Raw genomic sequence first — 24,020 nt, 5'->3', positions numbered from 1 at the left:
CGACGATGAACGCCCCCGATACCCAGAGCCTGATCGGCGCCGCCGTCGAACGTAAGGAAGACTATCGATTCCTGACCGGCAAAGGCCAGTACACCGACGACATCGTGCTGCCGCAGCAAACCTACGCGGTGTTCCTGCGCTCGCCGCACGCGCACGCGAAGATCAACAGCATCGACACCACCGCCGCGCGGCAGTCGCCGGGCGTGGTCGCGATCTTCACCGGCGCGGACCTCGCCGCCGAGAAAGTGGGCGGCCTGCCGTGCGGCTGGCTGATCCACAGCACCAACGGCAAGCCGATGAACGAGCCGCCGCATCCGGTGATCGCGCACACCAAGGCGCGCCACGTCGGCGACCAGGTCGCGCTGGTGATCGCCGAGTCGATCAAGGCCGCGAAGGACGCGGCCGAGTTGATCGACGTCGATTACGACGTGCTGCCGGCGACGGTCGACACCGCGCACGCGTCCGACGCGGGCCAGGCGGCGGTGCACGACGAAGTGCCCGACAACGTCTGCTACAACTGGGGCCACGGCGACAAGGCCGCGACCGACGCCGCGTTCGCCAAAGCCGCGCACGTGACCACGCTCGACATCGTCAACAACCGGCTCGTGCCGAACGCGATCGAACCGCGCGCGGTCAACGCGAGCTTCTCCGCGCAGGACGACAGCTACACGCTGTACGTCGCGAACCAGAACCCGCACGTCGAGCGCCTGCTGATGGCCGCGTTCGTGCTGTCGCTGCCGGAATCGAAGCTGCGCGTGATCGCGCCGGACGTCGGCGGCGGCTTCGGCTCGAAGATCTTCCTGTACGCGGAGGATGTCGCGCTGACGTGGGCGTCGAAGAAGATCGGCCGGCCGGTCAAGTGGACCGCCGAGCGCTCGGAAGCGTTCCTGTCCGACGCGCACGGCCGCGACCACGTGACCAAGGCCGAACTCGCGATGGACGCCGACGGCAAGTTCCTCGCGATGCGCGTGCATACGATCGCGAACATGGGCGCGTATCTGTCGACCTTCGCGTCGAGCGTGCCGACCATCCTGTACGCGACGCTGCTCGCCGGCCAGTACGCGACGCCGGCGATCTACGCGGAAGTGAAAGCGGTGTTCACCAACACGGTCCCCGTCGATGCATATCGCGGCGCCGGCCGGCCGGAAGCGACCTTCGTGGTCGAACGTCTGGTCGAAGCGGCCGCGCGCGACATGAAACTCGATCCGGCGGAAATCCGCCGCCGCAACTTCATCACGCAGTTCCCGTACGCGACGCCGGTCGGCCTCACCTACGACACCGGCGACTACAACACGCTGCTCACGCGCGCGCTCGAACTCGCGGACGTCGCGGGCTTCGCCGCGCGTCGGCAGGAATCCGAACGAAACGGCAAGCGCCGCGGCCTCGGCTACTCGTGCTACATCGAGGCCTGCGGGCTCGCGCCCTCGAACATCGCGGGCGCGCTCGGCGCGCGTGCCGGCCTGTTCGAAGTCGGCCAGATCCGCGTGCATCCGACCGGCTCGGTGACCGTCTTCACCGGCTCGCACAGCCACGGCCAGGGGCACGAAACGACCTTCGCGCAAGTGGTCGCGGACCGCCTCGGCATTCCGCTCGACAGCGTCGAGATCGTGCACGGCGACACCGGCCGCATCGCGTTCGGGATGGGCACCTACGGCTCGCGTTCGATCGCGGTCGGCGGCTCGGCGATCTCGAAGGCGCTCGACAAGATCGAGGCGAAAGCGAAGAAGATCGCCGCGCATCTGCTCGAAGCGTCGGCGGAAGACATCGAGTTCAAGAACGGCGTGTTCCGCGTCGCCGGCACCGACCGCACCAAGGCGTTCGCGGAAATTTCGCTCGCCGCGTACGTGCCGCACAACTATCCGCTCGACGTGCTCGAACCGGGCCTCGAAGAAAGCGCGTTCTACGATCCGACCAACTTCACCTATCCGTCCGGCGCGTATATCTGCGAAGTCGAAGTCGATCCGGACACCGGCGTGTCGCGCATCCAGCAGTTCACCGCGGTCGACGACTTCGGCAACGTGATCAATCCGATGATCGTCGAAGGTCAGGTGCACGGCGGCCTCGGGCAAGGGATCGGCCAGGCGATGCTGGAGCGCTGCGTGTACGACAACGACAGCGGCCAGCTGCTGTCCGGCTCATATATGGACTACGCGATGCCGCACGCGTCCGACCTGCCCGACTTCACCGTCGAAACCGCGAAGGGCACGCCGTGCACGCACAATCCGCTCGGCGTCAAAGGCTGCGGCGAGGCGGGCGCGATCGGCTCGCCGCCGGCGGTGATCAACGCGATCATCGACGCGCTCGCGCCGCTCGGCGTGACCGATCTGCAGATGCCGGCGACCCCGCATCGCGTGTGGTCGGCGATTCACGCGGCCAAGCAACCCAACTGATCCTGAGCGGAGCATTCGACATGTATTCATTCGAGTATCAACGCGCGACGGATCCGCAAGCGGCCGCCGCAGCCCTGTCCTCCGACCCCGAAGCGAAGTTTCTTGCCGGCGGCCAGAGCCTGTTGCCGACGATGCGGCTGCGGCTCGCGCAGCCGTCGCAACTGGTCGACGTGACGCGAATTCCGGCACTGAAGTCGATCACGGTCGACGCGAACAAGGTGACGATCGGCGCGGCGGTCTGTCATGCGGACGTCGCCGATCATCCTGACGTGCGGCGCGTGTTGCCGGCGCTCGCCGATCTCGCCGGCCATATCGGCGATCGCCAGGTGCGCGCGCTCGGCACGATCGGCGGCTCGCTCGCGAACGACGACCCGGCCGCATGCTACCCGGCCGCGGCGCTCGGGCTCGACGCGACGATCGTCACCGAACGGCGGCGCATCGCCTCGGGCGACTTCTTCGTCGGCATGTACGAGACCGCGCTGGAGCCGGACGAGCTGATCGTCGCGGTCGAATTCCCGGTGCCGGAGCGGGCCGCGTACGAGAAATTTCGCAACCCGGCGTCGCACTTCGCGCTGGTCGGCGTGTTCGTCGCGAAGTTCGCGAGTGGCGTGCGGGTCGCGGTGACCGGCGCGGCTTCGTCGGTGTTTCGCGCGACGGAGCTCGAAACCGCGCTGTCGGCGAACTTCACGCCGGACGCGGCGCGCGCGGTCAGCGTGCCGGCCGACGAGCTGAACGAGGACATGCACGCGAGCGCCGAATACCGCGCGCATCTGATCCCCGTGCTGGCCGCGCGGGCAGTGGCGAAAGCAACTGCTTAGCGGTCCTTGCGATGCAGCCGGCCTCGATCGACGACACCCTCGCGCAGCTCGCCACGCAACGCTATTTCGCGAGCCGCGAGCTCGCGACCGCGTTGTATCTCGCGCTGCGCATGGAGCGGCCGCTGTTCGTCGAAGGCGAACCCGGGGTCGGCAAAACCGAACTCGCGAAAGCGGCCGCCGGCATGCTCGGCACCACGCTGCTGCGGCTGCAATGCTACGAGGGACTCGACACCGCCAGCGCGCTGTACGAATGGGACTACCCGCGCCAGATCATGGCGCTGCGCCTCGCCGAAGCGAGCGGCGAGCGCGCCGATAACGACACGCTGTATCGCGGCGAATTCCTGCTCAAGCGCCCGCTGTTGCAGGCGTTGCTGCCGGACGAACACCATCCGGGCGCGCGCCGCGTGCTGCTGATCGATGAAATCGACCGCGCCGACGAGCCGTTCGAAGCGTTCCTGCTCGAACTGCTTTCGGACTTCCAGGTATCGATTCCCGAATACGGCACGGTGCGCGCCGCGCAACCGCCGCTCGTGATCATGACGTCGAACCGCACGCGCGAAGTGCACGACGCGCTGAAACGGCGCTGCCTGTATCAATGGATCGGTTATCCGGATCGCGAGCGCGAACTGGAAATCGTCGCCGCGCGCGCGCCGCAGACGTCCGAACAATTGCAGCGGCGCGCGGTCGATTTCGTGCACCGGCTGCGCGGAATGGATCTGTTCAAAGCGCCCGGCATCGCCGAGACGATCGACTGGTGCCGCGCGCTCGAAGCGCTGTCGGTGACCGAACTCGATCCGCAATCGGTGCAGAACACGCTCGGCGTGCTGCTCAAGTATCAGGACGATCTCGCGCGCGTCGACGCCGCGCAGATCGCGCAGTGCCTGTCCGCGTGAGGATCGTTCGGATGACCAGGCAAAGCGGCCCCGACGACAGCGACGACACCCACCCGCATCCGCCCGCCGCGCCGATGCTCGCGCGCAACGTGGTCCATTTCGTCCGCGTGCTGCGCGGCGCCGGCCTGCCGATGTCGCCCGCGCAGGCGGTCGACGCGCTCGCCGCGCTGCAATGGATCGACCTCGCCCGCCGCGACGACGTGCGCGCGGCGCTGGCCGCGCTGCTGGTCACCGCGCCCGACGAACGCGACCTGTTCAACGCCGCGTTCGAACTGTTCTGGCGCGACCCCGACTGGGAGGGCAAGCTGCGCGCGCTGCTGCTGCCGAAAGTGCGCGACGGCCTGCCGCCGCCCAAACGCAACAACCGTCTCGCCGACGCGCTCGCGGTCCGCATGCCGCCATCGCCGCAACACAATCCGGCGCCGGAAACCGAGCAGCACGAGTTGCACGCGCAGCTCACATTCAGCGCGGAAGAACGGCTGCGTCAGCGCGATTTCGACACGCTCAGCGCCGACGAATGGCGCACGCTGCGTCATCTGATTCGCGGCCAGCGTCTGCCGCTCGCGACCGAACCGACGCGCCGCCTGAAAGCGGCATCGCACGGCACCCATGCGGACCTGCGCGCGAGCGCGCGCCACGCGGTGCGTGCGGGCGGCGACTGGACCGTGTGGAAATATCGCGCGGTGGTCGAACGCAAACCGCCGCTGGTGCTCCTGCTCGACATCTCCGGTTCGATGAGCAACTACTCGCGCGCGGTGCTGTACTTCTGCCACGCGCTGCTGCAATCGCGCGAACGTCTACAGGTATTCCTGTTCGGCACCCGGCTCACCAATGCGACCCGCGCGCTGCGCGAGCGCGACCCGGATGTCGCGATCGCGACGCTCAGCGATCAGGTGGTGGACTGGTCGGGCGGCACCCGCATCGGCGCGGCGCTCGCCGAATTCAACCGGCGCTGGGCTCGCCGCGTGCTCACCGGCCGGGCCACCGTGCTGCTCGTCACCGACGGGCTCGACCACGACGCGATCGACGTGCTCGACACCGAAATGGCCCGCCTCGCACGTTTCGCACATCGAATCGTCTGGCTCAATCCGCTGCTGCGCTTCAGCGGTTTCACCCCGAAAGCGCGCGGCGTGCAGGCGATCCTCCCGCATGTCGATGCGCATCGTCCGGTTCATAATCTAGACAGTCTCGCCGCGTTCGGCCGCGACCTCGCGCAACTCACGCGCGCGCCCCGCCACGCCGTCGCCGCGACGACACCCGCAGGAGCAAGCTCATGGAATTGACCGAAACGCACACGCTGCCGGTTCCGCAGCAGCAAACGTGGGACGCGCTGAACGACACCGAAATTCTGCGCGCGTGCATCCCCGGCTGCGAAAGCATCGACCCCGACGGCGAGAACGCGTACCTCGTCGCGCTGAGCGCGGCGGTCGGGCCGGTCAAGGCGCGCTTCAAGGGACGCATGCAGTTGACCGACATCGACGCGCCGCGCACCTACACGATCGTGTTCGAAGGCCAGGGGGGCGCGGCCGGCTTCGCGAAGGGCAACGCGCAGGTGGTGCTCGAAGCCGACGGCGAGGCCGCGACCAAACTCAGCTACACGGCCAACGCGCAGGTCGGCGGCAAGCTCGCGCAGATCGGCTCGCGGCTCGTCGACGGCGCCGCGCGCAAGATTGCCGGGGAATTTTTCAGGCGCTTCGGTGCCCAGCTCTCGGGTGACAATAGCGCCGGCCCGGCGGACGGAGACACGGCAACCGAAGCCGCGTCCGCGGACACGCAACCGGAATCGAACGAGGCCGCGGACGGCAAGTCCGACGGCGACGCAAAGAAAGGGAAGAAATCATGGACAGCGTGGATCTCGAAGTCCTGAAATCCAGCGCTCGCTGGCTGGAAGACGGACATCGCGCGCTTCTCGTCACGGTCGTGAAGACGTGGGGCTCGTCGCCGCGCCCCGAAGGCGCGATGCTCGCGGTGCGCGACGACGGCCTCGTGGTCGGCTCGGTATCGGGCGGCTGTATCGAAGACGATCTGATCGAGCGGGTGCGCCAACGCGGTATCGAGCAGACGCACCCGGAGGCGGTGAAGTACGGCATTACAGCCGAAGAGGCGCATCGCTTCGGGCTGCCGTGCGGCGGCACGATCCAGCTGGTGCTGGAACCGTTGACGCCGGCCAGCGGGGTCGCCGAGCTGTGTCACGCGGTCGAGAACGGCCGGCTGCTCGCGCGCGAACTCGACATGGCGACCGGCGCGGTCCGGCTCGACGACGCGCAGGCGACCGACGGCGTGCATTTCGACGGCCAGCGCCTGCTGACGATCCACGGGCCGCGCTACCGGATGCTGGTGATCGGCGCGGGGCAGTTGTCGCGCTACCTGTGCCATATCGCGGTGGGGCTCGACTATCAGGTCACCGTCTGCGATCCGCGCGAGGAATACACCGAGGAATGGGACGTGCCGGGCACGAAGATCGTTCGCACGATGCCGGACGACACCGTGCTCGACATGAAGCTCGACGAACGCTGCGCGGTAATCGCGCTCACGCACGATCCGAAGCTCGACGATCTGGCGCTGATGGAAGCGCTGAAAACGCCGGCGTTTTATGTCGGCGCGCTCGGCTCACGGCGCAACAATCACGCGCGCCGCGAGCGGCTCAAGGAGTTCGATCTGAACGACGCCGAGCTGGCGCGGCTGCATGGGCCGGTCGGGATTTATATCGGCAGTCGCACGCCGCCGGAGATCGCGGTGTCGATACTTGCGGAAGTGACCGCGGCGAAGAACGGGGTGTCGCTGCCTACTTTGTTGCAGGTGGAAGGCGCGAAGGCCGCGCGGGAGATCGCGGCGTCGGGCGGGGCGGCTTGCAGCGTGTAGCGTTTGCGTAGAACCGGGCCGCTTGCCGCGGCAGCGGCTGCCCGACTGCACGACTAAGCGGCCGAGCCGCACCAATGCACGCGAATGCGCGGCAGCCGCTTGACATCCGCGCGGCGCGAACCGACGCTAGCTGACGATCCCCGATCCCGCCAACGTCATCGTTCGGATACCACCTGTCATGCGCCTGCACGTTCTGGTCCGCGTTGCCTCGCTCGGCTGGCTCGCCGGCATCCACGCCGCGAGCGCGAGCGTGGCGCTCAAGCTCGACGACCCGTACACGAACGAAGGCGAAACGCAGACCTTCACGGTCAACGCGGACGGCTCGTACGCGAAGCTCGATTCGATGACGCTGCGCGTGAACAACGAAGCCGGCGTCGGCCGGGTCGCGCAGCAGTATGTCTGGTTCAACCGCAACATGGCCGACGTGCAGATTCTGGAGGCCTACACGCTGGGCGCGGACGGCAAGCGTCACGACGTGCAGCCCGAACAGATTCGCGACGTGCAGGAAGCCCGTTCGTTCGACGCGCCGATGTTTCAGGACATCCAGGAAAAAGTGATCGTGTTTCCGGCGGTCGAACCGGGCGCGCGCGTGCATCTGACCTACCGCAAGACCCAGCGCCAGCCGATCGTCCCCGGCGAATTCAGCGACTTCACGCCGCCCGACCTCGCGCCGACCCGCAACTTCCGGCTGATCTACGACCTGCCCGCCGACAAGCCGCTATACGCGGACGCGCGCGGCTTCAGCGCGGTATCGCCGGTCACTCGCGACGGCCGCACGCGCTACGAATTCCGCTACGACAAGGCGCATTTCGACCGGCTCGAACGCGGCTCGATCGCGTACGTGTCGTATGGCGACCGGCTGATGGTGTCGACGTTTCCGAGCTATGCGGCGTTCGCCGCGTCGTATCGCGTGTCGGCGGCCGCGGACCCCGGCGCGCACGATACCGCGCTCACGCAGCTCGCGCGCCAGCTCACCGCCCACGACCGCACGCCGCGCGACAAGGCCAAAACGCTATACGACTGGGTGCGCCGCAACGTGCGCTATGTCGCGATCTACGTCGGTCGCGATGCGGTCGTGCCGCACAGCGCGAGCGCGATCCTCGCGAACCGCTACGGCGACTGCAAGGACCACGTCGCGCTGTACGGCGCGCTGCTCGACGCGGTCGGCGTGCGCAACGAGCCCGCGCTGATCAGCAACGGCACGATCTACACGCTGCCGAGCGTGCCCGGCTACGGCGTGATCAATCACGCGATCACGTGGCTGCCCGAGCTACAGCTATACGCGGATTCGACCGCGTCGAACGTCGAATTCGGCTATCTGCCCGCATCCGATATGAACCGACCGGTGGTGCTGGTCGACACCGGCGTGCTCGCGCAAACGCCGGCGACCGCGCCGATGACGCGCAGCACCGACCTCGCGATCAAGGTCGCGGCGGACGGCTCCGCGAGCTTCACCTATCGGCTCGAAGACGCCGGGCCGTACGCGGAACAGACCCGCGCGCGACTGCGCACGCAGACACCCGCACAGCGCGAGGAATCGATCCAGGCCGAGTTGCACAACGCGAATCTGCGCGGCACCGCGACGCTCACCACCAGCGACCTCGCCGCCACCGACGGCCCGCTCACGTTGACGATGCAAGGCACGCTCGAAGACCTCGTGGTGACCGGGATGACCGCATCGATTCCGGCGCTGACGAGTTTCGGCGGCGGCGTCGATGCGGACACCCGCTACTGGCTCGGCGAGCGCAAACGCACGCAGCCGTTCGTGTGCCACAACCTGGTGATCCACGAACGCGCGCGGCTGGAGTTGCCGGCTAATTTCCGCGTGCTCGACATGCCGGAAGCGCAGCGCACCGCGGACCGCTTCGTCGATTTCACGTCGCAGTACGCATACGATCCGCACGCCAACGTGGTGACGATGACGCGCGACGGCGCGACCCATTTCGACAGCGACGTCTGCACACCTGACGATTTCGCGCGGATGCGTCCCGCGATCGAAGCGATCGGACGGGACGTGCGCGCGCAGGTGATTGTGAGATCGACGCTGGTGGAGTCGTCGAGTGTGGCGTCGAAGGCGCCTTGAGAATTTAGGGCTATCTGAAACGACACGCGTACGCGTGGCGGGCCGTTACACCGGCCACAACGGCCCTTCCTGCATCGCGCCGATCTGCTCGCGCATCTCGAGGATGCGCTCCTCCCAGTAACGCTGCGTGTTGAACCACGGAAACGCGGCCGGAAAAGCCGGATCGTCCCAACGACGCGCAAGCCACGCCTGATAGTGAATCAGCCGCAGCGTACGCAGCGCTTCGACCAGATACAGCTCACGCGGCTCGAAGTCACAGAAGTCCTCGTAACCGGCAAGCAGATCGGCGAGCGCACGCGATGCTTCCACGCGCTCGCCCGGCAGCAGCAGCCACAGATCCTGAATCGCGGGGCCCATGCGGCTGTCGTCGAAGTCGACGAAATGCGGACCCGCGTCGGTCCACAGCACGTTGCTCGGATGACAGTCGCCATGCAGGCGCAGCGCGCGAATCTCGCCGGCCCGCTCGAACGCCTGCTCGACGCCTTCGAGCGCGAGATTCACCGCGGTTTCCCACGCGGTGCGCAAATCGTCCGGCACGAAACGATGCGTGAGCAGAAACTCGCGCGGCTCGTAACCGAAGGTCTCGATGTTCAGCGTCGGCCGCTCGGCGTAGTTCTGCGTCTGCCCGATCGCATGAATGCGGCCGATAAACCGCCCCAGCCATTCGAGCGTATCGCGCCGGTCCAGATCGGGCGCGCGGCCGCCGCGCCGCTCGAACACCGAGAAACGGAAACCGTCGAAGCTGTGCAGCGTGCGGCCGTCGAGCACCCGCGCGGTCACCACCGGAATTTCGCGCGCGGCGAGTTCGGCGACAAACGCATGTTCTTCGAGGATCGCCGCATCGCTCCAGCGCGCCGGCCGATAGAACTTCGCGACCACCGGCGGACCGTCTTCGACGCCGACCTGGTAGACGCGATTCTCGTAGCTGTTGAGCGGCAGAAGCCGGCCGTCGGTACGCACGCCGGCCGTGGCGAGCACGCCGTCGAGTGCGTCGAGCACGGTTTCCGGCGTGAGCCGCGCGAACGGCACGGCGCCGCCGGCGCCGGCCTCGGGATGGGAAGGATCGGGAATGGTGTCGTTCATGCCCCGCATTGTGCGCCGCGTCGCGGGGAAAGACGAGTCGGCATCTTCAATGCGTCTGCGCGCCGGCCGGACGTATCACGTCGCCGGTATCGATCAGATCTTCGAGGAAAAAGGGTTCGGTGTTCAGTAGCTGCGACGCGCCGGGCTCGCCGGCGTACCACGCGACCATCGCCATGTCGCCAAGAATGCGCATGACGATTCCGCGCGCGCCTTGCGGCACGGCGATATGTACCGAGCGGACAATGGAACCGACTTGCATGATATTTCCCCGTTTCCCTTAGCCGGCTTAGTGATATTTCCGCCGGTCGAGGTGATGATAAAAACGCCGCTTCGCATTGAACGTTGCCAGCGCACCTAAGCTACAGCGCCCTTTGCGCGTGTAAGGTTCGAACCATTGTTGCTGTTTTACGGGGCTTTGGGAAGCGCGAACAGAAGGCGCTTCAGCCGTCGTTTCGCGGGTTTCCTCGCGTGATTCAAACTACCCGGCGCACGGCGCCGATCGCGCCGCAACGCCTCGTAATGCGGACCATCATAAACCCTGCGCATGACACGCATCAAAAACAGGGAGCCGGCCCGAGTTCGTTTTTCAGCGTATCCTTCACACTTTTGCGCTTTTCGTGTGACCCAAGGAGTTCTGTTGTGAACCTGCCGCCGCAATCCCAGCGGACTGCATCTGCCGTTCCCTCCCCTGCTGTATCGACTGTTGCCGCCGGCGCCTCCGCCGTGTCGGATATCCCGTATCTCGAACGTGGCTCGCGCGCCTACTGGCGGGCCAGCGTCGCGTTGCTGTTCGCCGGCTACGCGACCTTCTCGCTGCTTTACTGCGTACAGCCGCTGTTGCCGTCGTTTTCCGAAGCGTTCGGCGTGACGCCCGCGCAAAGCAGTCTGTCGCTGTCGCTCTCCACCGCGGCGCTCGCGCTGGCGATTTTCGTCGCCGGTTTCGTCTCCGAAGGCTGGAGCCGGCACAAGCTGATGACGCTGTCGTTGACGGTGTCGGCAGTGCTGACGATCGGCGTGTCGATCGCGCCGCACTGGCATCAGCTACTGGTGCTGCGCTTTCTCGAAGGACTCGCGCTCGGCGGCGTACCGGCCGTCGCGATGGCCTATCTCGCCGAGGAAGTGCATCCCGACGGTCTCGGTCTCGCGATGGGGCTCTACGTCGGCGGCACCGCGATCGGCGGCATGGCCGGACGGGTGATTACCGGCGTGGTCGCGGATCTGTTTTCGTGGCGCGTCGCGATCGGCACGATCGGCGTGCTCGGGCTGCTGTCGATGCTCGCGTTTCGCGCGCTGCTGCCGCCGTCGCGCCATTTCGTGCCGCGCCGCGGACTCGGCTTCGCGCATCACCGCAAAGCGCTGCTCGCGCAGTTCAGGCGACCCGGCCTGCCGCAACTGTTCCTGCTCGGCTTCGTGCTGATGGGCAGCTTCGTCACGCTGTACAACTACATCGGCTACCGGCTGCTCGCGCCGCCGTACCAGTTGACCCAGACGGAGATCGGCGCGATTTTCGTCGTCTATCTGACCGGCGTGGTCGCGTCGCCGTGGTCCGGCCGCATGGCCGACACGTTCGGCCGCGCGCGTGTGTTGACCGCGAGCCTGCTGCTGATGGTGGGCGGCCTCGCGCTGACGATGCTGCATCCGCTCGCGGCGATCGTCGCCGGCATCGCGTGCGTGACGTTCGGCTTTTTCGCCGGGCACTCGGTCGCGAGCGGCTGGGTCGGGCGGCTCGCGAAAGAAGCGAAGGGCCAGGCCGCCGCGCTGTATCTGCTCGCGTACTACATCGGCTCGAGCGTGGTCGGCTCGTATGGCGGTCACGTGTGGGCCGGACATGGGTGGAATGGCGTGGCCGGACTCGTCGGCCTGTTGCTCGTGATCGGCCTCGTGGCGGCGACGCGTCTGCGCGGACGCGAATAACTCGTGCGAATGACCCGCGCGAATAGCCCGCGCGAGTAACTCCTGCGAATGACCCGCGCGAATAGCCCGCGCGAGTAACTCGTGCTAATGACCCGCGCAAGTAGCCTGCGCGAATGACCCAAACGAATAGCCGCCACGAATAGCCCGCGCGACCCAGCCCGCATGGATTTGCGGCGAAACGCAAGCCAAACGTAAGCGGCCGCTACATATTTTTCGCGCGCTTTGCTGCGCCGCGCCAACCGGCGAATGCCCTGCCGCGCCGGCTTCGGCGGCTTGCGAATAAACCTCGCGAGCCGCTCGCGCGCGATCATGCGTCACCACCGGTCTCCTATACTCGAATCGAACGCGCGTGCTGCCAGATTCCGCAGCCGCCGCCTTCGCCGGAACAACTCAGCAACCCGGCAGCATGGGTTCGACAATGGAGACGAATATGACGTACTTCACGATCGGCGATTTCATCCTCGTTATTCCGATGGCACTCGCGGGCGCGCTATTTGTCGGCGCGCTGCCGTGCAAGACCGAGTTGCGCCATAACGCGCTGCGCGTGCTGGGTGCGCTGATCGGCGTGATGTGCGCGGTCGCGCTGGTCGAGGGTCTACCGGCGCTGGTGTAGCGTTGCGCGCGGTACTGCCGCTGCAAACGCCCACATAAGTAAAGCCCCAATAAAAAAAGCCGCACGCCAATGCGTGCGGCTTTCTCTGTCCGCTTTCTCGTCCGTTAACCACACGGAGCCTGAATCAGATGATCAGATCTCCTGATCGGTCGACGGCTTTTCCCACAGATTGATCCCGCCTTCGGTCGCAAAGCGATCGATCTCCGCCAGCTCGTCCGCCGAGAACGCAAGGTTCTGCAACGCGCCGACGTTCTCGCGCACCTGCTCCGCGCGGCTCGCGCCGATCAGCACCGAGGTCACGCGTTGATCGCGCAACGCCCACGCGAGCGCCATCTGCGCGAGGCTCTGGCCGCGACGCTGCGCGATGTCGTTGAGCTTGCGCACGTGCTCGATGTTCTGCGCGCTCAGATGCTCGTCCTTCAGCGAACCGCCGCCCGGCTTGTTCACGCGCGCATCGGCCGGCACGCCATTCAGGTACTTGCCGGTCAGCAAGCCCTGCGCGAGCGGCGTGAATGCGATCGTGCCCGCGCCGACGTCGGCGAGCGTATCGAGCAGGTCGCGCTCGATCCAGCGATTGAGCATGTTGTACGACGGCTGATGGATCAGCAGCGGCACCTTGTACTCAGCGAGCAGCCTGGTCATTTCGCGCGTCTTCGCCGACGAGTACGACGAGATCCCGATGTACAGCGCCTTGCCCTGCTGCACCGCGCTCGCGAGCGCGCCAGCGGTTTCCTCGAGCGGCGTATGCGCGTCGAAACGATGCGAATAGAAGATGTCGACGTAATCGAGGCCCATGCGCTTCAGGCTCTGATCGAGACTCGCGAGCACGTACTTGCGCGAGCCGCCGCCCTGGCCGTACGGACCCGGCCACATGTCCCAGCCGGCCTTCGACGAAATCAGCAGTTCGTCGCGATACGGTTTGAAATCATCCTTGAACAGGCGGCCGAAATTGGTTTCCGCGCTGCCGTACGGCGGCCCGTAGTTGTTCGCGAGGTCGAAGTGGGTGATGCCCAGGTCGAACGCGGTCCGCAGGATGTCGCGCTGCGTGGAGATCGGCGTGGTGTCGCCGAAGTTGTGCCACAGTCCGAGCGACAGCGCCGGCAGTTTGAGACCCGACTTGCCGCAGACGCGGTATTGCATGTCCGAATAGCGTTCTGAAGCTGCTTCGTAAGCCATTGCTAGTGTCCTTGTCGATGAAAAATGCCCGGCTGGTGCGGGCATCGGGATTTCGCGCGGTGCGGGAGGCGTGCGGCTTGCGGAATTGTTATTTGTGGTGATGGTGCTGCGGGTGCTGCGGGTGCTGCATGGTGCCGCGAGTGCGGCCAGACCGCTATGTTAGCCAATCGACGCCGCGCTTGCAGGGACCCGATATGCGGGATGGACGCGCGCGAGACGCTCACCTACACTCTGGCCGGATCAAGAGCTTAGGGAGGATCAGATGACGAAAGCGATTTCGATCGCGCTGATTGTCGGCGGCATCGTGCTGCTGTATTTCGGCGGCCAGGCGTTCAATTCGGTGAGCAGCGACGTATCGCGCTTCTTTACCGGTTCGCCGACCAACAAGGCGATCATGCTGATCGTCGCGGGCGTGGTGGCGACGCTGGCCGGCTTGACCGGCGTCGCGATCTCGGGGCGCAAGCGCTGAGACAGAAGTCGTACGGAAGTCGATAAGCACGGCGCCGGTTGCGCGGGTTGGGATCACCGAACCCGCGCAACCGGCGCCGTTTTTCATGCAGCCGTTGTTTGCAGCCGTTAAAACGCGATCTCGGGCTTCGATGCCGAACGCGTGCCGGGCAGCGGCACGTTGCTCACGCCGTGATAGGTGTACACCAGCGAGAACTTCACCTGATCGCTGAGATTCTTGCCGGCCGAGTGCAGCGTGTTGCAGTGGAAGAACACGACGTCGCCGGCCTTCAGTTCGGGCGACACCGCGGTGCGGATCGCCGCCTCGTTCTCGGCGAGATCGGCGCGGAAAAATTTCGCGTCGTCGAAACGGTCCGACGTGAACGCGGAGCCGTGCGATTTCGGCACGAACCACAGCGCGCCGTTATCGACGGTTTCCGGGCCGACCGCGAGCCACACCGACACCAGATCGTCGCGCTCGAACGACCAGTAGCGCACATCGCGATGCCAGCCGGTCAGGCTGCCGTACGCGGGGTGCTTGGTCATCATGCAGTTGTGATGCACGCGTGAAAGACGCGGCTCCTCGCCGAAATACAGCTCCATCCAGCCGCGGATTTCCGGCGCGGTCGCCCATTGCGCGAATGCGGGATCGCGCCCGTACGCGTCGAGCAGACGACGCACCGTATGACCGCCCGGCGCATCCTTCGACGACGGCGCGCCCGGGTACTGCAGATCCGCTTCGAACTCGATCGGCGCCGCCGCTTCCTGTAGCTGCCGCTGCGCGATCCGCTTCAGCTCCGCGCAACGCTCGGGCGACACGAGTCCGGGCACGACGACGAAGCCCTGTTCCCGCAACGTGTGGATCTGTTCTTTCTTCGAATGGAGTGACATGGGTGATTCCGTGACTGTCGACTGACTTAAGCTTCGATTGTAAAACGCGCGCGATCAGGGTGCGTGGTTTCGCCGGCACGGTGCAGGCACGCACGCGAATCGACCGCAACGGGACACCGTCACGCAGACCCGCTTCGCACGCCGCGGAACACGGAAATCCGTAATCGCAGGGTAATAACGGACTTTCTGAGGTCACGATTCACGTGTAGCCTGCGGCTATGTCGATCGTCGCTTACGCACTTCGCTGCTGTGCGCGGGCCATCAGGGCTCGTGCCGCCGGTTTCTCCGCATTTTTCCGTCGCTGCCCATTGCGCCGCGGGTCACGCCAGCGTGTCCGCCGCGGCGATCTCCACCGAATTTACGGCTTGCGGGCTGTTCGTCGCCACCCCGTGATTGGCACACTTGGTGCTCGTTTTTTACGCACCGCCGATGCACGTGTCGACGTCCGCTCCCTCGCCCAACTGTGAAGCCATGCACACACTTCTGAGCACCCGTCTTACCCGCGCCGCGCTGAAAGCGGCGCGTCCCGCGCGCCGCCACGTAGTGCGGGCGCTGCGCCATCACGCCGCCCGCACCCGCGCGCTCGGCGAACAGTGGCGCGATGCGAAGGCCGTCGACGGCATCCGCACCTGGTTCAATACGTTCTTCTCGGCGCTGCGCCAGCAAGGCGGCACGCGCCGTCTGTCGCTGCGCACGCTGCTGCGCAAACCGACGCCGCTGCGCCTCGCGGTCGCGAAACGCACGCCGGCCGTGCGGGTCAACACGAGCCGCCGGCCGCGCCGGCTGTCGACCAGCAGCAGCGGCTGGTTTGCGTTTGCGTTCGCGAGCCGGTGAGAGCGGGAGCGTTGCTGGGCTGAGCCGCGCTTCGCGTTCGGCCCGCTTAGGCCCTCTTCCGCCCGCTTCGGCCCGCCCCCGAGCACCCAAACAAAAGCCCCGCCAGGCTCACACCTGGCGGGGCTTTTTGCTGCTTACTAACAGCGGGCGCTTAGCTCGCGCTTAGTCCGCGAGTGCCGCGACCGGCTCGGTGCCGGCAGCTTCGGCCAGCGCGAGCGCCTTGTCGGTGGCTTCCCACGTGAATTCCGGCTCTTCGCGGCCGAAGTGACCGTAAGCGGCGCTCTTCTCGTAGATCGGGCGCAGCAGGTCGAGCATCTGGATGATGCCCTTCGGACGCAGATCGAAATGCTCGCGCACGAGCTTCGTGATCGTCGCATCCGACACGCGGCCGGTGCCGAACGTGTTGACCATCACCGAGGTCGGCTCGGCGACGCCGATCGCGTACGACACCTGAATCAGGCAGCGCGACGCGAGGCCGGCGGCCACGATGTTCTTCGCGACATAACGGCCGGCATACGCAGCCGAACGGTCGACCTTCGACGGATCCTTGCCCGAGAACGCGCCGCCGCCGTGCGGCGCCGCGCCGCCGTACGTATCGACGATGATCTTGCGGCCGGTCAGACCGCAATCGCCTTGCGGGCCGCCGATCACGAAGCGACCGGTCGGATTGACGAGGAACTTGATGTCGCCCTTGATCAGATCGGCCGGCAGCGTCGGCTTGATGACCTCTTCGATCACCGCTTCGCGCAGCGTGTCCAGCGAGATGTCCGGCGAGTGCTGGGTGGACAGCACGACGGTGTCGATCGCGTGCGGCTTGCCGTCGACGTAGCGCACGGTGACCTGCGACTTCGCATCCGGACGCAGCCAGGGCAGACGGCCGTCGCGGCGCAGATTCGCCTGACGCTCGACGAGGCGGTGCGACAGGTGGATCGGCAGCGGCATCAGTTCCGGGGTTTCTTCGCACGCGTAACCGAACATCAGGCCCTGGTCGCCGGCGCCCTGATCGAGGTTGTTGTCGTGTGCGCGGTCCACGCCCTGGGCGATGTCCGGCGATTGCTTGTCGTACGCGACGAGCACCGCGCAGCCGCGGTAGTCGATGCCGTAGTCGGTGTTGTCGTAGCCGATGCGCTTGATCGTGTTGCGCGCGACCTGGATGTAGTCGACGTTCGCGGTCGTGGTGATTTCACCGGCGAGCACGACGAGACCGGTGTTGCACAGCGTTTCGGCCGCGACGCGGGAGTATTTGTCTTGCGCGAGGATCGCGTCGAGGATCGCGTCCGAGATCTGGTCCGCGACTTTGTCGGGATGGCCTTCGGAGACGGATTCGGAAGTGAAGAGATAGTCGTTTGCCACGTTGCGAACTCCTGTAGTGGTTACGGTTAGGTTTCACGTAGCCAGCTTCGGGAGTCTGAAGCGGCGACGCTTTAGCGGATTCCATTACCGGTGGGCACAGCGCGCATGAAACTCATGCGCCGCGCCTGCCGGCTTCGCCCCGCAAGTTGTCTATTAACTCGGCGAAGCCCGTATTATAGCGACTTCCCATGAATGTCACAGAGCGTCCACGCGTGCGGTATCCCGTCAATTTTTCCGCTTTCCCGTCACCAGCCGCCATTAGCCGCGACTCTTCGGCGGAGGCGGCATGCTGAGCCGCTTCGGTCCGAAGCTCGCGATCGGCCTGCTCAAACTGTTTGCGCTGCTGCCGTATGGATTCGTCGCCCGCCTCGGCGACGGGCTCGGCTGGCTGCTCTATCAGATCCCGAGCCGCCGCAAACGGATCGTCCACACCAATCTGAAGCTGTGCTTTCCGGAGTGGAGCGACGAGCGCCGCGAAGAAGTCGCGCAGAAGCACTTCCGGCACGCGATCCGCAGCTATCTCGAACGCAGCGTGCAGTGGTTCGGCTCCGCGAAGAAGCTCGAAAAGCTGATCCAGCTCGACAGCGCGATCGACCTCACCGACCCGAACCTGCCGCCAACGCTGTTCCTCGGCTTTCACTTCGTCGGCATCGAAGCGGGCTCGATCTTTCTGAACTATTCGCTCAAGCGCCAGTGCGGCTCGCTGTATCAGCCGATGTCGAATCAGGAGCTCGAGGAAGTCGCCAAAGCGGCGCGCGCGCGGTTCGGCGCGGACATGGCGAGCCGCGCGGACAGCGCGCGCATCGTGCTGCGCTGGCTGCGCGAGCGCAAACCGGTGATGCTCGGCGCGGACATGGACTACGGCGCGCGCAATTCGACGTTCGTGCCGTTCTTCGGCGTGCCGACCTGCACGCTGACCGCGGTCGGCCGGCTCGCGAAGGTCGGGCATGCGCAGGTGGTGCCGTTCATCGGCGAAGTGCTGCCGAACTACAAGGGCTATCGTCTGAAGGTTTTCAAGCCGTGGGACAACTACCCGACCGGCGACGACGATGCCGACGCGCGCCGCATGAATGAGTTTCTCGAAGAGCAGATTCCGCTGATGCCCGAACAGTATTACTGGGTGCACAAGCGCTTCAAGACGAGGCCGCCGGGAGTGCCGGGGGTGTATTGAGGCGGCGGCGGCAGCCCCGCCCCACCGCCCCGGTTTCCGCGCATCAACGTGTATCATTTGCTATTGGCCGCGCGCGGCCCGCAGCGGCGCGCCACCCGACGGACGGCCAGCCCCGCTTTCCGGCTTCGCCCGCGCGCGAAGCCCTACGCAGCAACGGATACACGGACAACGTGAAGCTCAAATTCACCAAAATGCACGGCGCCGGCAACGACTTCGTCGTGCTCGACGGCTACACCCAGCCGCTCAATCTGACCACCGCGCAGGTGCGCGCGCTCGCCAATCGCCATTTCGGCGTCGGCGCCGACCAGCTGCTGCTGGTCGAGAAACCGACCGTCGACGGTGTCGACTTCAGATACCGCATCTTCAATTGCGACGGCGGCGAGGTCGAGCATTGCGGCAACGGCGCGCGCTGCTTCGTCAAGTTCGTACGCGAGCGCGGCCTCACCGACCAGCGCAGTGTGCGCGTGCAGGTTCAGAAAGGCACCATCACGCTGACCATGCAGGAAAACGGCGAAGTGATCGTCGATATGGGCGCGCCGGTGTTCGATCCCGAGCGCGTGCCGTTCGCGACCAAGGGCCTGCAAGGCCGCCGCGAAGCCGCGGACACTTTGTGGCCGCTCGACGTGAACGGCACCACCCGGTGGATCTCGGTGGTGTCGATGGGCAATCCGCACGCGGTGCAGATCGTCGATGACGCCGAGGCGTTCCCGGTGCTCCTCGAAGGTCCGGCGATCGAGCGGCACACGCGCTTTCCGCAGCGGGTCAACGCGGGCTTCATGCAGATCGTCAACCGCGGAGAAGTGCGTCTGCGCGTGTACGAGCGCGGCGCCGGCGAAACGCTCGCCTGCGGCACCGGCGCGTGTGCGGCGGTCGCGGCCGGCATCCGGCGCGGCTTGCTGGACTCGCCGGTGTTGGTACACACGCACGGCGGCGACCTGACGATTACGTGGGACCACACGCGCGAAAACGAGCCGCTGCTGATGGCCGGCCCCGCGACGACCGTGTTCGAAGGCGAGATCGAGTTGGCCGACGATTTGGCCGGTGACTCGGCCAACGCCGCCGTGAACTCGCCCGCTACCGCATCCGCTGTTTAATTTCACCGACCGGCGTGCCGCGTGAGCGCGACCGCGCCGTAGTTCTCTCACCAAAACCATGAACGATCGCGAAGTCGCCGACTACCTGCTCGCCAATCCCGAATTCTTCGTCGACCACGCGGAAACGCTCGCCACGATCCGGCTCGCGAATCCGCACGGCAAAGCCGCGGTATCGCTGCAGGAGCGGCAGATGGAAATGCTGCGCGACAAGAACAAAGTTCTGGAGCGCCGTCTCGCCGAGTTGCTGCGTTACGGTCACGAGAACGACAGCATCGCGTCGAAATTCAATCGCTGGACGATTCGCGTGATAGCCGAGCGCGATCCGTACGCGCTGCCGCGCACGATCACGAGCGGTCTGCGCGACATCTTCGACGTGCCGCAAGCGGCGCTGCGCGTGTGGGACGTCGCCGAGCCGTACGCGCAGGCCGACTTCGCGCGCCACGTCAGCGAGGAAGTGCGGATTTTCGCGGGCAGTCTGACTACCCCGTATTGCGGCGCGAACACCGGTTTCGAAGCCGCGCAGTGGCTCGTGCCGGCGGCGAATGCGAATGCGGCGGCCAGCACGGCAAGCGCTACGCAAGCGGCGGACGAGACCGGTACGGCCGCCGCGGATAACGCGCACGCCACCGAATCGATCGCGCTGCTCGCGCTGCGCGACCCGGAAGGCGGCGAAAACGCGCCGACCTTCGGCCTGCTGGTGATGGGCTCGGCCGACGCGCGGCGCTTCCACGACGGCATGGCCACCGATTTCCTCACGCAGATCGCGGCACTCGCGAGCGCCGCGTTGAGCCGGCTGCTGCCGCACTGAGCGCGGCCACGCCAACTTCGACTCCCAACAACCACCGTGACCGCCGCCGCCCCGATCGCCACCTACCTGTCGCATCTCGAGCACGAGCGGCGGCTGTCGGCGCACACGCTGCGCGGCTACACGCATGAACTCGACGAACTTCAGCGGCTCGCCAACGGCCGGCCGCTCGAAAGCCTGACGCCGGTCGACATCCGCGGCGCGGTCGCCCGGGCGCACGCTGGCGGGCTCAGCGCGCGCTCGATCGGTCATCGGCTGTCGGCGTGGCGCGCGTTCTATCGCTGGCTCGCCGGCCGGATCGAGTTGCCGGCCAATCCGGTCGCCGCGGTGCGCGCGCCGAAGCAGGGCAAGACGCTGCCCAAAGCGCTCTCCGTCGACGACGCCAGCCGCCTGATGGACAGCCCGCCCGCCGCGTCGGCCGAAGGGCTGCGCGATCACGCGATGCTCGAACTGTTCTACTCGTCGGGCCTGCGCCTCGCCGAACTGGTCGGCCTCGACGTGCGCTTTACCGACGTCGACGGCTACCGCTCGGCCGGCTGGCTCAAGCTCGATTCCGGCGAAGTCGAAGTGCTCGGCAAGGGCAACCGGCGCCGCCTCGTGCCGGTCGGCAGCAAGGCGGTCGCCGCGCTGAACGCGTGGCTCGCCGCGCGCGACCAGATGGTCCGCCACGATCCGCATCCGCTGTTTCTGTCGGTGCGCGGCAACCGGCTGTCGCCGAACGTGGTGCGCGAACGCGTGAAGCGCGCGGCGCTCGCGGCCGGCATTCCGGCCAACGTGCATCCGCACGTGCTGCGCCATTCGTTCGCGACCCACGTGCTGCAGTCGAGCGGCGATCTGCGCGCGGTGCAGGAACTGCTCGGCCACGCCAGCATCACCGCGACCCAGGTGTACACGGGGCTCGATTTCCAGCACCTCGCGCGCGTCTACGACAGCGCGCATCCGCGCGCGAAAAAACGCGACTGACCAGGCGGCCCGCCACTCCTCACGCGACCGACGCCACGCGCCGGTCGCCCGCCTTTCACCCGCCGCGCCGGCCCGGCCGCGCGGCCCCTAGCCTGACCGACATCCGATGAATACCGTTACGCTCAAACCGTCGAAAGAAAAATCGCTGCTGCGCCGCCATCCGTGGGTCTATGCGAACGCGATCGAGCGCGTCGACGGCCGTCCCGAACCCGGCGCGACCGTGCTGGTGCGCGCGCACGACGGCCGCTTCCTCGCGCGCGCCGCGTATAGCCCGCACTCGCAGATTCGCGCGCGGGTCTGGAGCTTCGACGAAACCGAACCGATCGACCACGCGTTCTTCAAGCGCCGCGTGCAGCGCGCGCTCGCGCATCGTCGCGCGATGGTGCGCGACACCGGCGCGACGCGGCTGATCTTCGGCGAGGCGGACGGCCTGCCGGGCCTGATCGTCGACTACTACGTCGCCGAGGACGCCGGCCAGCGCAGCCAGGTGGTCTGCCAGTTCATGGCGGCCGGCGTCGAGGCGTGGAAGGAGGCGATCGTCGCCGCGCTGGTCGGCGCGACGGGCTGCCCGAACGTCTATGAACGCTCGGACGTGTCGATTCGGCAAAAGGAAGGGCTGGAGCAGATCACTGGCGTGCTGGCGGGCGAAGCGCCGTCGGATGCATTGATCGCGAGCGAAAACGGCGTGCGCTATCACGTCGACGTACGCAACGGCCACAAGACCGGCTTCTACGTCGACCAGCGCGACAACCGGCTGCTGGTGCAGCAGTTCGCGCAGGATCGCGAGGTGCTGAACTGCTTCTGCTACACCGGCGGGTTTTCGCTGGCGGCGTTAAAGGGTGGCGCGAAACGCGTGGTGTCGGTCGATTCGTCGGGCGAAGCTCTGACGATCGCGCAGCGCAACGTCGAGGCCAACGGCTTCGACGCCGAGCGCGCCACCTGGCTCGACGCCGACGCGTTCAAGACGTTGCGCCGTCTGTACGACGAAGGCGAGCGCTTCGATCTGATCGTGCTCGATCCGCCGAAATTCGCGCCGTCGCGCGAACACGTGGACCGCGCGGCGCGCGCGTACAAGGACATCAATCTGACCGGCCTGAAGCTGCTGCGCCCGGGCGGCCTGCTGTTCACCTACTCGTGCTCGGGCGCGATCGATCCGGAACTGTTCCAGAAGATCGTCGCGGGCGCGGCCGCCGATGCGCGCGTCGACGCGCGAATCCTGAAGCGGCTCGGCGCGGGCGTCGATCATCCGCTGCTGACCGCCTTCCCGGAAGGCGAGTATCTGAAGGGGCTGCTGTTGCAAATCGCCTGAGCGCCCTTATTTGTGGGCGATTGCCCGCGGCGGGCCGCTTCAGGATCCGCGTCAGCGCCCGCCAGGCAAATATGTTTCAATAACCGGCTAGACAGGGCAGCGCGCCATCCGGCTGCCGCGCCCGGCCTATGCATTCGGCTAGCCCCGCGCTAGCGTCCGATCACGCACCGACTCACGACTTACAGGCGACCCACATGATTCCAGTCACCATCCTGACCGGCTTTCTCGGCAGCGGCAAAACCACCCTGCTCAAGCGCATCCTGAACGAAAAGCACGGCATGAAGATCGCCGTGATCGAAAACGAGTTCGGCGAAGAGAACATCGACAACGACATCCTCGTGCAGGACAGCAACGAGCAGATCATCCAGATGAGCAACGGCTGCATCTGCTGCACGATTCGCGGCGACCTGTCGCGCGTGCTCGGCGATCTGGCCGCGAAGAAGCAGGCGGGCGAAGTGGACTTCGACCGCGTCGTGATCGAAACCACCGGCCTCGCGAATCCGGGCCCGGTCGCGCAGACCTTCTTCATGGACGACCAGATCGCCGGCGAATTCCTGCTCGACGCGATCATCACGCTGGTCGATGCGAAGCACGCGAACCATCAGCTGAACGAACACGAAGTGGTGCAGCGCCAGGTCGGCTTCGCGGACCGCCTGTTCATCACCAAGGCCGATCTGGTCGACGAAAAGCACATTGCCGATCTGCGCCACCGTCTGCTGCACATGAACCCGAAGGCGGCGATCAAGGTCGTCAATTTCGGCGAAGCGGACATCAAGGAAATCTTCGACCTGCGCGGCTTCAACCTGAATTCGAAGCTCGAAATCGATCCGGACTTTCTCACCGAAGACGAACACGCGCACAGCCACGCGCATGCGCACGACGAGCACGGCCACACCCACGGCGATCACGACCACGACCACGATCACGCGAACTGCGATCACGACCACGGTCACTGCGATCACGAAGGCCACGATCACGGGCACCACCACGCGCACCACGACGACAAGATCAAGTCGTTCGTGTACCGCAGCGATCGTCCGTTCGATGCGAACAAGCTGGAAGATTTCCTCGGCGGCATTCTGCAGATCTACGGCGAGCATCTGCTGCGCTACAAGGGCGTGCTGTATATGAAGGGCGTCGATCGCAAGGTCGTGTTCCAGGGCGTGCATCAGATGATGGGCAGCGATCTGGCCGCGAAATGGCAGCCGGTCGAGAAGAAGAACAGCAAGATGGTGTTCATCGGCATCGACCTGCCGCGCGACCTGATCACCGACGGCCTCGACGCCTGCCTCGTTTAAGCGGGCGGCCCGCGCGGTTCGCT

General features: G+C 66.3%; 22 protein-coding genes. 17 read left to right on the top strand and 5 right to left on the bottom strand.

Features of this window, described 5'->3' with window-relative positions; genetic code table 11:
* Positions 1-5 precede the first annotated feature (5 nt).
* The 7 genes from BTH42_RS01050 (at position 6) to BTH42_RS01020 (ending at position 9,046) form a co-directional block, all read left to right on the top strand.
* A complete protein-coding gene (locus BTH42_RS01050) occupies positions 6-2,390 on the top strand; it encodes a xanthine dehydrogenase family protein molybdopterin-binding subunit (protein WP_075294871.1) in 2,385 nt (794 codons plus the stop codon).
* Between the two features lie 20 nt (positions 2,391-2,410).
* A complete protein-coding gene (locus BTH42_RS01045) occupies positions 2,411-3,208 on the top strand; it encodes a xanthine dehydrogenase family protein subunit M (protein ID WP_075294947.1) in 798 nt (265 codons plus the stop codon).
* 11 nt (positions 3,209-3,219) lie between these two features.
* Entirely contained in the window at positions 3,220-4,101 is an 882-nt protein-coding gene (locus tag BTH42_RS01040) for a MoxR family ATPase (RefSeq protein WP_075294870.1), read from the top strand.
* An 11-nt stretch (positions 4,102-4,112) separates the two neighbouring features.
* Entirely contained in the window at positions 4,113-5,384 is a 1,272-nt protein-coding gene (locus BTH42_RS01035; RefSeq protein WP_075294869.1) for a VWA domain-containing protein, read from the top strand.
* The gene (locus tag BTH42_RS01030; RefSeq protein WP_075294868.1) at positions 5,375-5,968 is read left to right on the top strand and encodes a CoxG family protein; all 594 of its coding nucleotides are present in this window, start codon (positions 5,375-5,377) and stop codon (positions 5,966-5,968) included. The genes BTH42_RS01035 and BTH42_RS01030 overlap by 10 nt, the downstream gene beginning before the upstream one ends.
* Positions 5,941-6,963, top strand: coding sequence for an XdhC family protein (locus BTH42_RS01025; protein ID WP_075294867.1), 1,023 nt, complete (start codon positions 5,941-5,943; stop codon positions 6,961-6,963). Before BTH42_RS01030 ends, BTH42_RS01025 begins: the two co-directional genes overlap by 28 nt.
* 178 nt (positions 6,964-7,141) lie before the next feature.
* Positions 7,142-9,046: a DUF3857 and transglutaminase domain-containing protein gene (locus BTH42_RS01020; RefSeq protein ID WP_075294866.1), complete on the top strand. Its 1,905-nt coding sequence runs from the start codon at positions 7,142-7,144 to the stop codon at positions 9,044-9,046.
* Between the two features lie 45 nt (positions 9,047-9,091).
* Here BTH42_RS01020 and BTH42_RS01015 read toward each other — a convergent pair whose 3' ends face one another.
* A complete protein-coding gene (locus tag BTH42_RS01015) occupies positions 9,092-10,138 on the bottom strand; it encodes a serine/threonine protein kinase (protein ID WP_075294865.1) in 1,047 nt (348 codons plus the stop codon).
* Between the two features lie 37 nt (positions 10,139-10,175).
* Entirely contained in the window at positions 10,176-10,388 is a 213-nt protein-coding gene (locus BTH42_RS01010; protein ID WP_075294864.1) for a hypothetical protein, read from the bottom strand.
* A 380-nt stretch (positions 10,389-10,768) separates the two neighbouring features.
* Here BTH42_RS01010 and BTH42_RS01005 point away from each other — a divergent pair, with 380 nt between their 5' ends.
* The gene (locus tag BTH42_RS01005) at positions 10,769-12,043 is read left to right on the top strand and encodes an MFS transporter (RefSeq protein ID WP_083654637.1); all 1,275 of its coding nucleotides are present in this window, start codon (positions 10,769-10,771) and stop codon (positions 12,041-12,043) included.
* Between the two features lie 430 nt (positions 12,044-12,473).
* On the top strand, positions 12,474-12,656 hold the full coding sequence (locus tag BTH42_RS01000) for a hypothetical protein (RefSeq protein WP_008923386.1): 183 nt from the start codon (positions 12,474-12,476) through the stop codon (positions 12,654-12,656).
* A 132-nt stretch (positions 12,657-12,788) separates the two neighbouring features.
* Here BTH42_RS01000 and mgrA read toward each other — a convergent pair whose 3' ends face one another.
* Positions 12,789-13,832 carry an L-glyceraldehyde 3-phosphate reductase gene (gene mgrA / locus BTH42_RS00995; protein WP_075294862.1) on the bottom strand — a complete coding sequence of 348 codons (1,044 nt, stop codon included), beginning with the start codon at positions 13,830-13,832 and terminating at the stop codon, positions 12,789-12,791.
* A 262-nt stretch (positions 13,833-14,094) separates the two neighbouring features.
* Here mgrA and BTH42_RS00990 point away from each other — a divergent pair, with 262 nt between their 5' ends.
* Positions 14,095-14,301 carry a DUF3185 family protein gene (locus tag BTH42_RS00990; RefSeq protein ID WP_075294861.1) on the top strand — a complete coding sequence of 69 codons (207 nt, stop codon included), beginning with the start codon at positions 14,095-14,097 and terminating at the stop codon, positions 14,299-14,301.
* A gap of 107 nt (positions 14,302-14,408) precedes the next feature.
* Here the strand turns inward: BTH42_RS00990 and BTH42_RS00985 are convergent, their stop codons facing one another.
* Positions 14,409-15,170, bottom strand: a complete 762-nt coding sequence (locus tag BTH42_RS00985) for a phytanoyl-CoA dioxygenase family protein (protein WP_075294860.1) — start codon at positions 15,168-15,170, stop codon at positions 14,409-14,411.
* 471 nt (positions 15,171-15,641) lie between these two features.
* Here BTH42_RS00985 and BTH42_RS00980 point away from each other — a divergent pair, with 471 nt between their 5' ends.
* Complete coding sequence (locus BTH42_RS00980; protein ID WP_075294859.1) at positions 15,642-16,004, top strand: hypothetical protein; 363 nt, start codon at positions 15,642-15,644, stop codon at positions 16,002-16,004.
* 162 nt (positions 16,005-16,166) lie between these two features.
* On the opposite strand, the gene metK is transcribed toward BTH42_RS00980, so the two are convergent.
* Complete coding sequence (metK, locus tag BTH42_RS00975; RefSeq protein WP_075294858.1) at positions 16,167-17,357, bottom strand: methionine adenosyltransferase; 1,191 nt, start codon at positions 17,355-17,357, stop codon at positions 16,167-16,169.
* A gap of 286 nt (positions 17,358-17,643) precedes the next feature.
* On the opposite strand from metK, the gene BTH42_RS00970 reads away from it, so the two are divergent.
* The 6 genes from BTH42_RS00970 (at position 17,644) to BTH42_RS00945 (ending at position 23,997) form a co-directional block, all read left to right on the top strand.
* On the top strand, positions 17,644-18,528 hold the full coding sequence (locus BTH42_RS00970) for a lipid A biosynthesis lauroyl acyltransferase (RefSeq protein WP_075294857.1): 885 nt from the start codon (positions 17,644-17,646) through the stop codon (positions 18,526-18,528).
* Between the two features lie 170 nt (positions 18,529-18,698).
* The gene (gene dapF / locus BTH42_RS00965; protein ID WP_075294856.1) at positions 18,699-19,622 is read left to right on the top strand and encodes a diaminopimelate epimerase; all 924 of its coding nucleotides are present in this window, start codon (positions 18,699-18,701) and stop codon (positions 19,620-19,622) included.
* 58 nt (positions 19,623-19,680) lie between these two features.
* The gene (locus tag BTH42_RS00960) at positions 19,681-20,430 is read left to right on the top strand and encodes a DUF484 family protein (RefSeq protein WP_075294855.1); all 750 of its coding nucleotides are present in this window, start codon (positions 19,681-19,683) and stop codon (positions 20,428-20,430) included.
* 36 nt (positions 20,431-20,466) lie between these two features.
* Entirely contained in the window at positions 20,467-21,390 is a 924-nt protein-coding gene (xerC, locus tag BTH42_RS00955) for a tyrosine recombinase XerC (protein WP_075294854.1), read from the top strand.
* A gap of 106 nt (positions 21,391-21,496) precedes the next feature.
* Positions 21,497-22,699, top strand: coding sequence for a class I SAM-dependent rRNA methyltransferase (locus BTH42_RS00950; RefSeq protein ID WP_075294853.1), 1,203 nt, complete (start codon positions 21,497-21,499; stop codon positions 22,697-22,699).
* 194 nt (positions 22,700-22,893) lie between these two features.
* Complete coding sequence (locus BTH42_RS00945) at positions 22,894-23,997, top strand: GTP-binding protein (RefSeq protein ID WP_075294852.1); 1,104 nt, start codon at positions 22,894-22,896, stop codon at positions 23,995-23,997.
* Positions 23,998-24,020 lie beyond the last annotated feature (23 nt).

Origin of the sequence: Burkholderia sp. SRS-W-2-2016, assembly GCF_001931485.1 — a bacterium.
Lineage (GTDB): Bacteria > Pseudomonadota > Gammaproteobacteria > Burkholderiales > Burkholderiaceae > Paraburkholderia.
This window is presented reverse-complemented; position numbering and strand designations above follow the sequence as displayed.

What these genes read in the sequence shown, in the direction of transcription:
- BTH42_RS01050 (WP_075294871.1), top strand. Translation starts at nt 6, where the DNA reads ATGAACGCCCCCGATACCCAGAGCCTGATCGGCGCCGCCGTCGAACGT.
- BTH42_RS01045 (WP_075294947.1), top strand. Translation starts at nt 2,411, where the DNA reads ATGTATTCATTCGAGTATCAACGCGCGACGGATCCGCAAGCGGCCGCC.
- BTH42_RS01040 (WP_075294870.1), top strand. Translation starts at nt 3,220, where the DNA reads ATGCAGCCGGCCTCGATCGACGACACCCTCGCGCAGCTCGCCACGCAA.
- BTH42_RS01035 (WP_075294869.1), top strand. Translation starts at nt 4,113, where the DNA reads ATGACCAGGCAAAGCGGCCCCGACGACAGCGACGACACCCACCCGCAT.
- BTH42_RS01030 (WP_075294868.1), top strand. Translation starts at nt 5,375, where the DNA reads ATGGAATTGACCGAAACGCACACGCTGCCGGTTCCGCAGCAGCAAACG.
- BTH42_RS01025 (WP_075294867.1), top strand. Translation starts at nt 5,941, where the DNA reads ATGGACAGCGTGGATCTCGAAGTCCTGAAATCCAGCGCTCGCTGGCTG.
- BTH42_RS01020 (WP_075294866.1), top strand. Translation starts at nt 7,142, where the DNA reads ATGCGCCTGCACGTTCTGGTCCGCGTTGCCTCGCTCGGCTGGCTCGCC.
- BTH42_RS01015 (WP_075294865.1), bottom strand. Translation starts at nt 10,138, where the DNA reads ATGCGGGGCATGAACGACACCATTCCCGATCCTTCCCATCCCGAGGCC.
- BTH42_RS01010 (WP_075294864.1), bottom strand. Translation starts at nt 10,388, where the DNA reads ATGCAAGTCGGTTCCATTGTCCGCTCGGTACATATCGCCGTGCCGCAA.
- BTH42_RS01000 (WP_008923386.1), top strand. Translation starts at nt 12,474, where the DNA reads ATGACGTACTTCACGATCGGCGATTTCATCCTCGTTATTCCGATGGCA.
- mgrA (WP_075294862.1), bottom strand. Translation starts at nt 13,832, where the DNA reads ATGGCTTACGAAGCAGCTTCAGAACGCTATTCGGACATGCAATACCGC.
- BTH42_RS00990 (WP_075294861.1), top strand. Translation starts at nt 14,095, where the DNA reads ATGACGAAAGCGATTTCGATCGCGCTGATTGTCGGCGGCATCGTGCTG.
- BTH42_RS00985 (WP_075294860.1), bottom strand. Translation starts at nt 15,170, where the DNA reads ATGTCACTCCATTCGAAGAAAGAACAGATCCACACGTTGCGGGAACAG.
- BTH42_RS00980 (WP_075294859.1), top strand. Translation starts at nt 15,642, where the DNA reads ATGCACACACTTCTGAGCACCCGTCTTACCCGCGCCGCGCTGAAAGCG.
- BTH42_RS00970 (WP_075294857.1), top strand. Translation starts at nt 17,644, where the DNA reads ATGCTGAGCCGCTTCGGTCCGAAGCTCGCGATCGGCCTGCTCAAACTG.
- BTH42_RS00960 (WP_075294855.1), top strand. Translation starts at nt 19,681, where the DNA reads ATGAACGATCGCGAAGTCGCCGACTACCTGCTCGCCAATCCCGAATTC.
- BTH42_RS00950 (WP_075294853.1), top strand. Translation starts at nt 21,497, where the DNA reads ATGAATACCGTTACGCTCAAACCGTCGAAAGAAAAATCGCTGCTGCGC.
- BTH42_RS00945 (WP_075294852.1), top strand. Translation starts at nt 22,894, where the DNA reads ATGATTCCAGTCACCATCCTGACCGGCTTTCTCGGCAGCGGCAAAACC.